The following is a 13660-nucleotide window of genomic DNA, read 5'->3' on the forward strand; positions in this document are numbered from 1 at the left end:
CCCTACCTACTGGCTTCTCTGAGGGCTAGGTGTTCCGTGCTCTGGGCGACGCCGAAGGCCTGCGGCAGGGGCTGGCTCGCCATGTAGAGGCGGTCTGCGGTGCGGCGCGAGAGCGGGAAGTACTCGAAGACGCCGTAGACCCGGCCGTCGGCGGAGATGGGCTGCGGGCTGAAGCGGGCGACCGTGGCGAGGCGGTACGGCTCGCTGCCGTGGCTGTCGAGGAGGGCGATCTCGGTGATGCGGCGGGCGCCGTCGGCGAAGCGGGTGAGCTGGATGATGACGTCGATCGCGCTGTTGATCTGGTCGTGCAGCGCCTCGAAGGGGATCTCCACCTCGGACATGGACGCCAGCGTCTTGAGGCGCATCAGCGCGTCCTCGGCGCTGTTGGCGTGGACGGTCGCGAGGGAGCCGTCGTGGCCGGTGGACATCGCCTGGAGCATGTCGAGGGACTCGCCGCCGCGGACCTCACCGACCACGATCCGGTCGGGGCGCATGCGCAGCGAGTTGCGGACCAGGTCGCGGATGGTGACCTGGCCCTTGCCCTCGACGTTCGGGGGGCGGGCCTCCAGCCGGATCACGTGCGACTGCTGGAGCTGGAGTTCGGCGGAGTCCTCGATGGTGATGATGCGCTCGGTCTCCGGGATCAGACCGGAGAGGGCGTTGAGGAGGGTGGTCTTGCCGGTGCCCGTGGCGCCCGACACGATGATGTTGAACTTCGCGTGCACCAACCCCGCGAGCAGGTACAGCATGTGCTCGTCCAGCGAGCCGAAGCCGACCATCTCCTGAAGCGTGAAGGAGCGCGGGAAGCGGCGGATGGTGAGCGTGGCGCCGGTCAACGACAGCGGCGGGATGATGACGTTGACGCGTTCGCCGGACGGCAGTCGGGCGTCAACCATCGGATTCGATTCGTCCACACGGCGGTTGACGGTCGACACGATCCGCTCAATGGTCTGCATCAGCTGGTCGTGGGAGGGGAAGCGCAGCGGCAACTGCTCGACGCGGCCGCCGCGTTCGACGAAGATCGCGTCCGGGCCGTTCACCATGATCTCGGTGATCGACGCGTCTTCGAGGAGCGGTTCGAGGATGCCGAGGCCGAGCGCCTCGTCGACGACCCGGCGGATCAGCTGCGAGCGTTCGACGGTCGAGAGGACCGGGCCCTCGCGGCTGATGATGTGCCCGAGCACCCGCTCCAGGCGGGCCCGTCGCTCGGCGGCGGCCAGCGCGCTCATCTCCGCGAGGTCGATCTCCTCCAGGAGTTTGGCGCGGTACGAGGCGACCATGTGGCCTTCCTCGCCCCGATGGCCGTTCTCCTCGGGATGGTTGACACGTTCCCGCAGACCCATGAGTGCTGTGCTCCTCGCTCCTTGTTCCGGTCGAGCCCTGTTGTGCGGTGTCAGTGGTCGAGCGGCATGGTGGCCGTCTTGCTGGCGTTCCCGAAGCCGTCGTAGCCGGGGATGACGGACGGGATGTGGATGGAGGCGGTGACGGTGACGGTGTCGCTGCCGAACGAGGCCGGACAGCCGACGACCGTGAGCCCGGAGCCGACCGCGTCGCTGCACGCCGGCTGGGCGCCCTGGCGGAGCGAGGCGCTGCGCGCGCCCGCCCGGGCCGCCGTCCCCGCCTGTTCGGCGGTGTAGGCGATCAGCCCCAACTGCACGGCGGCCAGGGTCACGAGGATCAGGATCGGGATGAACCCGAGGTATTCGATGGCGACTTGACCGCGGTCGCGCGCTTCACGGCCGTAGGACAGGCCAGTTCGTCCGTGGGACATCTCAGTTCGTCGCCTCCTCTACGGCGCCCGCGTGGGCGTGGACCGTGAAGGGGAAGGCGATCGAGCCGGGGAAGAGGACGGGTACCTTGAGCCTGACGTCGGCCGTGACGTAGCCCGTGCCCTGGCAGGTCACCTCGGCGTCCCCCCTCCACGCGGCGGACAGCTTGCTGAGGCCCGCCTGTTCGCAGGCGGCCTGGCGTTCGCCGCGTGTGGCCGCCGTGCCCGCGCGTACCGCCTCGTCGGCAGCATTCCCCGCGAGCGTGTAGGTGTACCCCACCAGCACGAACTGCCACATCAGCACCAGCGTCAGAATGATCAGCGGGGTCATGCCGAGGAACTCGATGGTGACCTGGCCCCGGTCTCTCCCGTGCACAGTCATACGCATCCTCCTCACTCCCTACGGCGCCGGAAGCTGACCGAGCCGCGGTCGCCGCCGCCCCGGGTCCGGCCGCCCTTCTGGGCGCCTTCGGGGACCTTGACCAGTCCGAGTTCGCCCGCGAGACCCCAGAGGGCCTGTTTGACCACGCTCTTGTTGTCGAGTTCGTGCAGGCGGCCGGCGTCCACCGCGCCCTGGAGTTCCTTGAAGTTGGCGGGGATCGCGGTCGCGGCGACCGCCGTGCCGGTGATGCGCTGGATGAGGGCCGGCTGGATCTCCGTACCGCGCGTGTGCCGGTTGACGACGATGGTCGTCTCCTCCGCCTTGCGGATCTGGAGCCGGTCCCACATGCGGACGGTGCGCTTCGCGGCGCGTACGGCGACCACGTCCGGGGTGGTGAACAGCAGGGCGGTGTCGGCCATTTCGACAGCCGCCGCGCTCGCACCGCTCATCTGGGCGCCGCAGTCGATGACGACGACCTCGTAGCGGGAGCGCAGGGCGCTGACGATCTGGCGGGCGGCCCGGTCGGTGACCTCCTCGCCGCGCTCGCCCTCGCCGGGGGCGAGCAAGAGCGCCATCCCGGTGTCGTGGCGGAACACGGCGTCGGCCAGGACGCGCGGCGAGATGTCGGTGATCGCGGCGAGGTCGACGACCGAGCGGCGGAACTGGACGTCCAGGTAGGAGGCGATGTCGCCGGTCTGGAGGTCCATGTCGACGAGCGCGGTGCTACGGCCCGAGGTCTGGGCGGCGAGGGCGAGTTGGATCGCGGCGAGGGTGGCGCCGACCCCGCCCTTGGCGCCGCTGACCGTGACGACGGTGCCGCCGACGCCGGTGAACACGTCGCCGCCGTGACCGAGATGGCGCCGTACGCCCACGGACCAGGCGGCGACGGCCTGGACGCGGTTGGCCAACTCCTCGTAGCTCAGCGGGAGGGCGATGAGGCCGCGGGCGCCGGAGTCCATGGCGGCCTGGAAGAGGCCGGGGCTGGCGTCCGTGGTGACGAGGATGACGCCCACCGCCGGGAAGCGCAGGGCGACCTCGCGGACCAGCTCCAACGCCGGTACGGGACCGATGCGTTCATGCACCACCACGACCTCGGGCAGCTCGTCGACGGACTCGGCGGCGAGCCGGGCCAGGGTGTCGACGAGCTGCGTCGAGTCGGCCACCGGGGCCACCGGGTCGGCGTCCGGGAGCTGGCTGAGCAGGGTCGTGATGGCGCGGATGGCGTCCGCGTCTCCGACCGCCGGGAGAATCCTGGTGGGCATGCGGGCCTCTCACTTGTCCTTCGCGAGTTCGTACGTCCGGTCCTGCTCGGGCACGGTCGTATCGGTGCCGGGCGCCACCAGTGCCAGCCGCACCCGCTCGGCGAACGACTCGGCGTAGGTGATGCGCTGGGCGTCCAGCGTGGAGAGCGCGAAGGTGATCGGGACGGCGTCGGTGGACTGCTGGTTCTTGTCGCTGTTGCTGCCCGGGTCGAGGGCGGTGATGTGGCCGACGTCGATGACCTTCGCGTTGGTCACGATGATCTTCGACTGGTCGGGGTCGCCCGCTTTCGCGCCCGCGAAGGTGGCGTACACGTTGACCGTGGAGCCCGGGGTGATCTTGCCGGCCACGCCGGTCGCCGCGTCGATCATGATGGCGACCTCCTGCTGGCCGGGCTGGAGGGCCGGCTGGTCGACGATCATGTCGGTCTGGAGCAGGGAGCCGCTCCGCAGGGTGGTCACCGCGATCTTGCCCTGGATCTGCCTCAGATCGGTCACGGCGTTGTCCGACAGCCACCGCTTGGGCATCTCGATCTTCTTGAACTGGGCGGCGGTGAGGGCCGTGTAGGGCGCCACGTTGTCCTTGACCTGGTAGGCGGCGACTTCGGGGCCGACCTTGGACTTCACGTCGCTGATGACGGAGAGGACGCCGGCGAACGCGCCGAGGGCGCAGAGGACCGACAGGAGCAGGAGTATCACGCCGCGGCGCTGACGGGAGTTCATGAACCGTACAACCTCATTGGGGATATCGGTCGAGCGGAGATGAGCGGATCTAGCCGGGTCGAGCGGGACCAGGTGCTGTAAGCGTGTCCTGTGAAGGGATGACTTATCCGCTGGGCGTTTGGTTCTCGTGAACGGGCGGTGTTGCCGAGCAGAAGACACATCGGTCGCCGATGACGTCGATACCGCACCAATGGCACACGGACTGCCGTACCGAGGTGACCAGTTGGTACAGCACCGACAGGTCGGGCAGATATGTACAGAACTCGATCAGCCTGCCCGTGCCCCACCAACTCGCGGACTCGGCGGGCAGGGTGGCCTCGCGCAGCCCCATCGCGTTCCAGGCCGGGGCGAGGGTGGTGCCGATCCAGTCGGACTGGAGCTGGCCCTTGGCGACCAGCATCCAGGTGCCGAACTCCGGCCCGGCGAGGGCGACTCCGGGGCCGACCTTGATGAGCTGCGGTTCCGGGTGGGCGATCACCGCGAACTGGCTGCCGGGCACCCAGGACTTGGCGTGCGACTTGAGGCCGACGGGGACCCGGTCGAGCTTGGTGACCGAGCCGAGGACGGCACCGGCGTGGATGTAGTGGGTGAGCAGCCGGCCGGCCGAGGCGAGCACCCCGGGGCTGAGGTCGCAGGACGCGAGCTGCCTCAACTGGCGGGCCAGGACCGCGAGTCCGAGTGGGGGGAGATTCGGACGGAACAGGGCGATCCGGTCGGTCTCCAGGATGGACCGGATGGTGTGCAGCCGTCGGTCGACGCCCTCGGACACGGCCTGCGAGGACACGACGACGACATGCCCGTGCTGGTCAATGAGGGTCTGCATCTCCGACAGCGCCTGGTCCAGCGGCCGTTGATCCAGGTCCCGCAGCACGACGGCGGGCACGGTTCGTTCGTCCTGTGGTGGCAGCGCCATGTCGGCGCTGGTCACGGCAATGGCAGTTGGCACGCGCAGCTCCCCGTCTCACGCCTGTCGGCCTGCCGGGATCACTCCGGTACGCCGAGTCGACTTCATTGCGTGACTACCTCAGCACTGTAACCACGCCCCTGTGACCGGAGAACAGCGTTTCGGTAGCTGTCCCGCAACTGTCATCGCGCACAACACGCCAAATCGGGGCAGGTCGAGCAGCCGATCGCGGCCAGGGCGCCGAATCCGCCGCCGGGGAAGTTGGTCTGGACCTCTTGACAGCGGATTGGTCTGGACCAACTCTTGAACTCCAGCGGTGGCCACCGTCGTTCGTCACAGCCCCCTCCAACTCCCCCACCGGAGGCATCAGTGGACCGCGCACCAGGCATGCCCGTACTCAGGAACAGACGTCTGTGGGCCGGGGTCGCCATGGCCGCCCTCGCTCTCTCCTTCGCGGGCACCGGCCAGGCGTCCGCCGCCGACATCAACAACGCCAAGAACGCCGGCTTCGAATCGGGCCTGACCAACTGGACCTGTACGGCGGGCAGCGGCACGACCGTCTCCTCCCCGGTGCACAGTGGCGCGGCGGCGCTGAAGGCCACGCCGGCCGGCCAGGACAACGCCCAGTGCAGCGAGTCGGTCGCGGTCAAGCCCAACTCGACGTACACGCTGAGCGCGTGGGTCCAGGGCGGCTACTCCTACCTGGGCGTGACGGGCACGGGCACGACGGACGTCTCGACCTGGACCCCCGACACGACGGCCTGGAAACAACTGTCGACGACGTTCACCACGGGCGCCTCGACGACCTCCGTCTCGGTCTACACCCACGGCTGGTACGGCCAGGCCGCGTACTACGCCGACGACATCTCGGTCTACGGCCCCGACGGCGGCGGTGGCGGCGACCCGGCCCCGACGGTCCCGGCGACCCCGACCGGCCTGAGCGTCTCCTCCACGACGTCCTCCTCGGTCTCCCTCGCGTGGAGCGCGGTCTCGGGAGCCACGGGCTACAACGTCTACCGCAACGGCACGAAGATCACGGCGGTGACGGGAACGTCCGCCACGGTCACGGGACTTACGGCCTCGACCTCGTACTCCTTCCAGGTCACGGCGACCAACTCGGCCGGTGAGTCCGGGAAGTCGACGGCGGTGACGGGCACGACGACGGCAACGGGCGGGAACGGCGGCACGGGTCTGCCCAAGCACGCGGTGACCGGCTACTGGCAGAACTTCAACAACGGCGCGACCGTCCAGAAGCTCTCGGCCGTCTCCTCCCAGTACGACATCATCGCGGTGGCCTTCGCGGACGCGACCTCGACTCCGGGCGCGGTCTCCTTCACGCTCGACTCGTCCGGCCTCGGCGGCTACACGGTCGACCAGTTCAAGGCGGACATCGCGGCCAAGCACGCGGCCGGCAAGAAGGTGATCATCTCGATCGGCGGCCAGAACGGCACGATCTCGGTCAGCGACTCGACGTCCGCGACGAACTTCGCCAACTCGGTCTACTCCCTGATGCAGACGTACGGCTTCGACGGCGTCGACATCGACCTGGAGAACGGCATCAACGCGACCTACATGACCCAGGCGTTGAGGTCCCTGTCCTCGAAGGCGGGATCGTCGCTCATCATCACGATGGCCCCGCAGACCATCGACATGCAGTCCACGTCGAACGCGTACTTCCAGACCGCGCTGAACGTGAAGGACATCCTCACGGTCGTCAACATGCAGTACTACAACAGCGGCACGATGCTGGGCTGCGACGGCAAGGTCTACGGCCAGGGCACGGTCGACTTCCTGACGGCCCTGGCCTGCATCCAGCTCCAGGGCGGCCTCTCCCCGTCCCAGGTGGGCCTCGGCCTCCCGGCCTCCACGAGCGCGGCCGGCAGCGGCTACGTCTCCCCCACCATCGTCAACAACGCCCTCGACTGCCTGACCGCCGGCACCAACTGCGGCACCTTCAAGCCGTCGAAGACCTACCCCGACCTCCGGGGCGCGATGACCTGGTCGACGAACTGGGACGCGGCGGCGGGCAGTTCGTGGTCGAACTCGGTGGGGGCGCATGTGCACGCGCTGCCGTAGCGGATCGTGTTGAACGTGGGGAGTGCGACCGGGCAGCCCGGTCGCACTCCCCAGCTTTCGCTCTACGCCCGCTTTCGCTCTACCCAGCTTCTGCTCTACCCCGCCGGCCGGTCCTTGCCGTCGGCGTCGCGCGCGCTCTCGGCAAGCCTGTCCAGCAGCCCCTGCGCCTTGTCGACCGCGGTGTCGATCTGCTCGCTGTGCTTGCCGCCCGTCTTCTCGTCGACGAGCTCACCGGCCTTCTCCAGCCCGTCGGAGATCGTGTCCCCGTGCTCCTCGGCGATCTCCTCGGCCTTGTCCTTGAGCTTCCCCAGGTCCCCCAGGTTGTCGAACACGGCAGATTCCCCTCGCTGCGACGGCCGTACACGGTCAGGGACATGGTCCTCACGCCGACCCCCACTGAACAAGGTGGCCCCGGCGCAACCGCCCCGGCGGTCGGAGGCGCGGGGTGGGCGTGTTCGGGGCGCGTTCGCATCACGGGCATCGCCGGGGCCGCCTGTACCCGTCGAACCCCGTCCACTGAACGGCTCCGAGCGGGCCGTACCGGAGTGGATCCTCTCCGCCGGCTGGAGCGGGCTCAGGTGGTAGCCGTATGGGGGCCGGGGTCGGTGAGCGTCGACCTGCGGGTCCGCGAGCCCGCGCGGCACGCGGCGACGGCGTCCGACCTCGTCCCTGCCGCCCACCGATGCCGTACGGCTCTCCGTGCGCTGGGCCGCCCGGTCTGAAACATTCCTGTGGGTCCACCGCATCAATGAAGTGAGGGTGGTACGGGCAACAGCCCGCGGGGGCAGGGGGAAACGGTATGAGACGACAGGGACGCGCCGACGAGTACGCGGAGTTCGCCGCCGCGCGCGCCGGGCATCTCTATCGGTCCGCCTGTCTGCTGACCGCCGGGGACACGCATCTCGCCGAGGACCTGGTGCAGGAGACACTGGGCAAGCTGTACGTCGGCTGGGGGCGGATGTCCCGGATCGGGAACCCCGCGGGGTACGCGCAGACCGTCCTCACCCGTACGTTCCTCGCGCACCAGCGGCGCCGCAGCAGCACCGAACGCGCCACCGACGTACTGCCCGACCGGCCCGACCCGGGCGGCTCCGCCGGTGACACCCCCTTGCGGCTGACGCTGCTCCAGGCCCTGTCCCGGCTGCCCGCGAAGGACCGGGCCGTGGTCGTCCTGCGCTACTGGGAGGACCGGTCCGTCGAGGAGACCGCCGACGTGATGCACGTCAGCTCCGCCGCCGTACGCACCCGCTGCGTCCGCGCGCTGAGCCGGCTGCGGGAACTCCTCGGCGAGAACCTCGACGAGTACGCCCGCCCCTGACCTCCCCCCACTCCCATCCGCCAACACCCCCTATGCGAAACGGTGGTTCGCCATGCCCGACGCACACTCCAGCGACAGCGCCGACCCCTTCGAGACACGGCTCGCGGCCGGTCTCAGGGACGCGGGCGACGCCTTCGAGACCGACCGGGCCGCGCTCGTCACCGCGGGTGCCCTCAAGGGACGGCGGCGGCTGCTACGGCGCCGGAACGCCGCGGTGATGAGCGGCGCGGCCGGTATCGCCCTCGTCGGCGTCGGCACGGCGGTGCTCCTGCCGAGCGGCTCCCCCGACGTACAGGGTTCCCCGGCCACGTCCACCCGGGCCTCCGCCTCCTCCGCTCCCGCGCCCGTCTCCGGCAAGGACCTGTTCATGACGCTCGGACACCTGATGGGCGACGGCTCGTACACCAAGATCGAGACCCGCGGCACGGACGAGGGACCGGCGCCGTACGTCCATGCCGTCTACGACGACGGGAAGGGCAAGTCGGCCGTAGAGCTGACCCTGGGCCGGGTGGAGCCGGGGAGCGACGAGGCGCGGCAGGCCACCACGTGCCCGGCGAAGGCGTTCACGCACTACGACGCGTGCCGCACGAGCCGGCTGGCGGACGGGTCGGTGGTCATGGTCCTTCAGGGGTACGAGTATCCGGACCGCCGGGTGGACACCAAGTGGTGGAGCGCCGAACTCGTCACCCCGCAGGGGCAGCACGTGAGCGTGAGCGAGTGGAACGCCGCCGCCGAGAAGGACTCACCGATCACCAGGCCCCAACCTCCGCTGTCCCCGGCCCGGTTGACGAAACTCGTGGCTTCGGAGGCGTGGCGGAAGGCCATCGACGCGATTCCCGAGCAGGTTCCGACAGCGGCCCCGGCACCGAGTGACACGGCTCTCGGCATTCCGGTCGCCCCGACCCTCAAGTCCCTTCTGCCGAAGGGGTTCACGGTGTCGGAGAGCAGTGGTGACGACTCCGGCTTCGGCTATCTCGTCGTCGACGACGGCAAGGGCAAGAGCCTCGTCCAGGTCAACGTCCAGGCGAATATGTCGGACGTCGAGGGCGACCTCTTCGGCTCGGACGCCGAGGTCCTCTCCGACGGTACGAAGGTCGCCACGCACCAGGGTCCCGGCGAGAAGGGCGGCGCGGGTGTCGTGATGTGGACCGTCGACACCATCCGCACCGACGGCATGCGCGTGGTGATCAGCGCCTTCAACTCCGGTGCCCAGGACACCCCTTCGACCCGTACGACCCCGGCCCTGACCATGAAGCAGCTGCGCGCGATCGTCCTCAGCCCGAAGTGGCGGTAATCCGGCCAGCCGCTTTGCGCCCCATTGACCTGACCATGCCAATCGCTTCACCATAGGCGCCACACAGGAAAGCCACACCCGCACGTCGCACTGAAACACCCCCCAACTCCAGCTAGGAGATTTCATGCGACTCCGTATCCGCGGCTCAGGCGCCCGAAGTGGCAGACGCACCGCAGCGCTCGCCGCCCTGATGGCCCTCGCCCTCGCCGCCCCCGTCTCGGCGAACGCCACCGGCGGCGGCGCGCGACAGGCCGCCTCCCCGGCGGCGGACGACATCCGCCAGTACGAGATCCACGTCGACCACAACACCCCGGTCACCCGTACGGCCATCGCGGCGGCCGGCGTCACCGTGGACGAGTCCGACGAGGAGACCGTGGTCGTCTCCGGCCGCGCCGCCCAGATCAAGCAGCTGCGCCAACTGGGCTACGACGTCTCGCTGTTGGGCTCGGCACCCGACCGTTCCACGGCGGCGGACGCCCCGCGGCTCCTCGACTTCCCCTCGGCCGACTCGAAGTACCACAACTACGCCGAGGCGAACACGGAGATCGACCAGCGGCTCGCCGCCTACCCGAACATCATGAGCAAGAAGGTGATCGGCAAGTCGTACCAGGGCCGGGACATCGTCGCCATCAAGGTCAGCGACAACGTGGCCACCGACGAGAACGAGCCCGAGGTCCTGTTCACCTTCCACCAGCACGCGCGCGAACACCTCACGGTGGAGATGGCGTTGTACCTGCTGCGCGAGCTGGGCGCGGGATACGGCACCGACTCCCGCGTCACGAACATCGTCAACAGCCGCGAGATCTGGATCGTGCCCGACCTCAACCCGGACGGTGGCGAGTACGACATCGCTACCGGCGCCTACCGGTCCTGGCGCAAGAACCGCCAGCCCAACTCCGGTTCCTCATATGTCGGTACGGACCTCAACCGGAACTGGAACTACAAGTGGGGCTGCTGCGGCGGCTCTTCGGGCTCGACCTCGTCCGAGACCTACCGGGGCGCGTCCGCCGAGTCGGCGCCCGAGGTGAAGGTGGTCGCGGACTTCGTGCGGAGCCGGGTCGTCGGCGGGAAGCAGCAGATCACCGCGGGCATCGACTTCCACACGTACAGCGAACTGGTGCTGTGGCCCTTCGGCTACACGTACTCCGACACGGCCACCGGGATGACCGCGGACGACGCCGCCGCGTTCAAGGCGGTCGGGCAGAAGATGGGCGCGAGCAACGGCTACACGGCCGAGCAGTCCAGCGACCTGTACATCACGGACGGTTCGATCGACGACTACCTCTGGGGCAGTCAGAAGATCTTCGACTACACCTTCGAGATGTACCCGACGTCCAGTTCCGCGGGCGGGTTCTACCCGCCCGACGAGGTCATCGAGCGGGAGACCTCACGGAACCGGGACGCGGTGTTCCAACTGCTGGAGAACGCGGACTGCATGTACCGGTCCATAGGCAAGGCGGCCCAGTACTGCAGCTAGCCGGCCGTCCGGCCATCCGTCCGGCCGGCTAGTCCTTGCGGACCTCGGCCTCCGCCTCGGCGAGCGCGGCCTCGTCCACCTCGGCGGACTCGTCGTCCTCGTCCTCGTCGCCGTCCTCGAAGTACGCGTCGAGGACGGCGTCGAGCTGTGTCTCCCACTCGGCGAACCGGCTCCTGGCCGACGCCTCGATCTCGATCGGGTACCAGCGGCGGTCGGGCGTGTGCACCGTGATGGTGAACCGCTTGCCGAAGCGCGGGGTCTCGGTCTCGACGGCGCCGATCTCGTCCCAGCGGAACTCGCAGTTCTGGTCGTCCAGGCGCAGTCGTACGCCCTTCTCGTCCGCGACGATCTCCGCCCGCCGGTCGGAGGCCTCGAAGACGGGCCCGTCGGACTCGTCGTCACCGTCTTCCTCGGCGTCGTCGTCCTCGGCGACGGCCTGCTCGGCCTCCGCCTCACCGACGTCCGCCTTCTCGGCCGACGACTCCTCCGGCTCCGCCGCCTCGGCCTTGGCGTCCTCGGGCTCCGCGTCCGGCGACTTCGTGTCCTCCGGTTCGTCGGAGGACACGGCGGGTGCGGTGAGCCCGGGGACGAAGGCCGGGTCGAATCCGGCGCCCTCCAGGGGCTGGCTGCTCGAACCTATGCGCTGCTCCACAGCGCGAAGTATGGTCGACGATCCTGTGTCGGACACAGCCAGCCCCTACTTCGTTATCAGACGCCTACACGAACTTCTAGACGAAGACGCTCAATACGGCCGCCACCGCGAACCCCGCCACCGACAGCGCGCTCCGCGCGCGGGCCCCATCGTTGACACGCGAGGCGAAGACCGAGCCCGCCGAGGCGGAACCGCCGCTCGTCGCACCCGCCACAGCGGAAGCGACTGCCGCAGGCCGGCCGAAGACCGTGCCGACCGACCGCGACGATCACACCGCCCGCCACCTACACGAACAGGCTCAGCACCGCCGCCACCGCGAACCCCGCCACCGACAGCACCGACTCCAGCACCGTCCACGTCCTCAACGTGTCCCGCTCGGTGATCCCGAAGTATTTGGCCACCATCCAGAAGCCGCCGTCATTGACGTGCGACGCGAAGATCGAGCCCGCCGAGATCGCCATGATGACGAGGGCGACGAAGGCCTGGGAGTGGTCGCCCTCGGCGAGGAGGGGGGCCACGATGCCCGCCGTGGTCACGATCGCGACCGTCGCCGAGCCCTGTGCGACCCGTAGTACCAGCGAGATCAGGTACGCCAGCACGACCACCGGCAGGCCTACGTCGTGGAAGGTGTCCGAGAGTGCCTGGGCGACGCCGCTCGCCTTGAGGACGGCGCCGAAGACCCCGCCCGCGCCGACGACCAGGATGATGTTGCCGACCGGCTTGAGGGACGCGGTGGAGACGGTCTCCAGGGACTTGCGGGACCAGCCCCGACGTATGCCCAGGAGGTAGTACGCGAGGAGGAGCGCGATGGTCAGGGCGACGAAGGGGCTGCCGAAGAACTCCACCACCGAGCGCCCGGTGGACGGGTCGAAGGCGATCGACGAGAACGTGGCCGCGAGGATCAGGACCAGGGGCGTACCGATGATCGCGAGGACCGTGCCCAGCGCCACCGGCTGCTCCTGCGGTACGACACCGGACGCCCGCTGTTCCTCGATGACCGCCTGCTTCGCCTCAGCCGCCGCCTCCACCATGTCCTGGGGTACGGCGACGAAGATCCGCTTGCCGATCCAGGCCGCGTAGGCCCACGCGGCGAGCACGGCGGGGATGCCGACGACGATGCCCATGAGGATGACCCAGCCGAGCTGGACGTGGAGGAGACCCGCGGCCGCCACCGGGCCGGGGTGCGGCGGAAGGAACGCGTGGGTCATCGACAGGCCCGCGAGCAGCGGCAGGCAGTAGAGCAGGATCGACTTGCCGCCGCGCTTGGCGGCCGCGTACACGATCGGCGCGAGGACGAAGATGCCGACGTCGAAGAAGACCGGGATGCCGAAGATCAGGCCGGTGAGGCCCATGGCGAGGGGGGCTCTCTTCTCGCCGAACAGGTTCAGCAGCCTCGACGCCAACACCTCCGCGCCGCCGCTGACTTCGAGGATCGCGCCGAGCATCGTACCGAGGCCGATGATGATCGCGACATGGCCGAGGATGCCGCCCATGCCGGACTCGATGGTGGAGACGGCGTCGGAGCGCTGGACCGTGCCGAAGAGTTCGGTGACGGACAGGCCGGCCAGCAGGCCGACGGTTATGGAGACGGCGAGGAGGGCCACGAAGGGCTGGAGTCTGACCTTGATGATCAGGAAGAGGAGGAGTGCGATACCGATGGCGGCGACCGTGAGCAGGCCTGCGGTGCCGTCGAAGAGGAGGAGCAGGCCTCCGGTGTGGGGTGGGGTCGCGGGGGCGGTGGCGGCGAGCGGTAGGGACATGTGGGGGTCCTCGGGGTCGTCGTAGGAACATGGGGCTTTCGGGCAGG

At 69.3% G+C, this 13660-nt stretch carries 13 protein-coding genes; 4 read left to right on the forward strand and 9 right to left on the reverse strand.

The genetic code is table 11. The features are described 5' to 3' along the window. Positions 1–2: 2 nt before the first annotated feature. From ACQHII_RS17970 to ACQHII_RS17995, 6 genes are all read right to left on the reverse strand, one after another. Complete coding sequence (locus ACQHII_RS17970; RefSeq protein ID WP_427920252.1) at positions 3–1343, reverse strand: CpaF family protein; 1341 nt, start codon at positions 1341–1343, stop codon at positions 3–5. A gap of 50 nt (positions 1344–1393) precedes the next feature. Then, positions 1394–1771 carry a TadE/TadG family type IV pilus assembly protein gene (locus ACQHII_RS17975; RefSeq protein WP_427920253.1) on the reverse strand — a complete coding sequence of 126 codons (378 nt, stop codon included), beginning with the start codon at positions 1769–1771 and terminating at the stop codon, positions 1394–1396. A gap of 1 nt (position 1772) precedes the next feature. Beyond that, positions 1773–2156 carry a TadE family protein gene (locus tag ACQHII_RS17980; RefSeq protein ID WP_427920254.1) on the reverse strand — a complete coding sequence of 128 codons (384 nt, stop codon included), beginning with the start codon at positions 2154–2156 and terminating at the stop codon, positions 1773–1775. Between the two features lie 5 nt (positions 2157–2161). After that, a complete protein-coding gene (locus ACQHII_RS17985; RefSeq protein ID WP_427920255.1) occupies positions 2162–3412 on the reverse strand; it encodes an AAA family ATPase in 1251 nt (416 codons plus the stop codon). A 9-nt stretch (positions 3413–3421) separates the two neighbouring features. After that, the gene (cpaB, locus tag ACQHII_RS17990; protein WP_427920256.1) at positions 3422–4132 is read right to left on the reverse strand and encodes a Flp pilus assembly protein CpaB; all 711 of its coding nucleotides are present in this window, start codon (positions 4130–4132) and stop codon (positions 3422–3424) included. A 103-nt stretch (positions 4133–4235) separates the two neighbouring features. Further along, positions 4236–5045: a hypothetical protein gene (locus ACQHII_RS17995; RefSeq protein ID WP_427925339.1), complete on the reverse strand. Its 810-nt coding sequence runs from the start codon at positions 5043–5045 to the stop codon at positions 4236–4238. Between the two features lie 378 nt (positions 5046–5423). Between ACQHII_RS17995 and ACQHII_RS18000 the strand changes: the two genes are divergently transcribed. After that, positions 5424–7112, forward strand: a complete 1689-nt coding sequence (locus tag ACQHII_RS18000; protein ID WP_427920257.1) for a chitinase — start codon at positions 5424–5426, stop codon at positions 7110–7112. Between the two features lie 95 nt (positions 7113–7207). On the opposite strand, the gene ACQHII_RS18005 is transcribed toward ACQHII_RS18000, so the two are convergent. Beyond that, positions 7208–7444, reverse strand: a complete 237-nt coding sequence (locus ACQHII_RS18005; protein WP_427920258.1) for an antitoxin — start codon at positions 7442–7444, stop codon at positions 7208–7210. 467 nt (positions 7445–7911) lie between these two features. Here ACQHII_RS18005 and ACQHII_RS18010 point away from each other — a divergent pair, with 467 nt between their 5' ends. From ACQHII_RS18010 to ACQHII_RS18020, 3 genes are all read left to right on the forward strand, one after another. Further along, positions 7912–8430 (forward strand): SigE family RNA polymerase sigma factor, encoded by a 519-nt coding sequence (locus ACQHII_RS18010; RefSeq protein WP_427920259.1) that lies wholly within the window; start codon positions 7912–7914, stop codon positions 8428–8430. A 52-nt stretch (positions 8431–8482) separates the two neighbouring features. Continuing rightward, positions 8483–9724, forward strand: a complete 1242-nt coding sequence (locus tag ACQHII_RS18015; protein ID WP_427920260.1) for a hypothetical protein — start codon at positions 8483–8485, stop codon at positions 9722–9724. A 124-nt stretch (positions 9725–9848) separates the two neighbouring features. Continuing rightward, positions 9849–11201 carry a M14 family metallopeptidase gene (locus tag ACQHII_RS18020; protein ID WP_427920261.1) on the forward strand — a complete coding sequence of 451 codons (1353 nt, stop codon included), beginning with the start codon at positions 9849–9851 and terminating at the stop codon, positions 11199–11201. A gap of 28 nt (positions 11202–11229) precedes the next feature. Here ACQHII_RS18020 and ACQHII_RS18025 read toward each other — a convergent pair whose 3' ends face one another. Together ACQHII_RS18025 and ACQHII_RS18030 are read right to left on the reverse strand one after the other, a co-directional pair. Beyond that, the gene (locus ACQHII_RS18025; RefSeq protein ID WP_427920262.1) at positions 11230–11853 is read right to left on the reverse strand and encodes a hypothetical protein; all 624 of its coding nucleotides are present in this window, start codon (positions 11851–11853) and stop codon (positions 11230–11232) included. A gap of 284 nt (positions 11854–12137) precedes the next feature. Continuing rightward, complete coding sequence (locus ACQHII_RS18030) at positions 12138–13613, reverse strand: GntP family permease (RefSeq protein ID WP_427920263.1); 1476 nt, start codon at positions 13611–13613, stop codon at positions 12138–12140. Positions 13614–13660: the final 47 nt, after the last annotated feature.

Origin of the sequence: Streptomyces sp. cg40 (assembly GCF_050320165.1) — a bacterium.
GTDB classification, from domain to species: Bacteria; Actinomycetota; Actinomycetes; order Streptomycetales; family Streptomycetaceae; genus Streptomyces; species Streptomyces hokutonensis.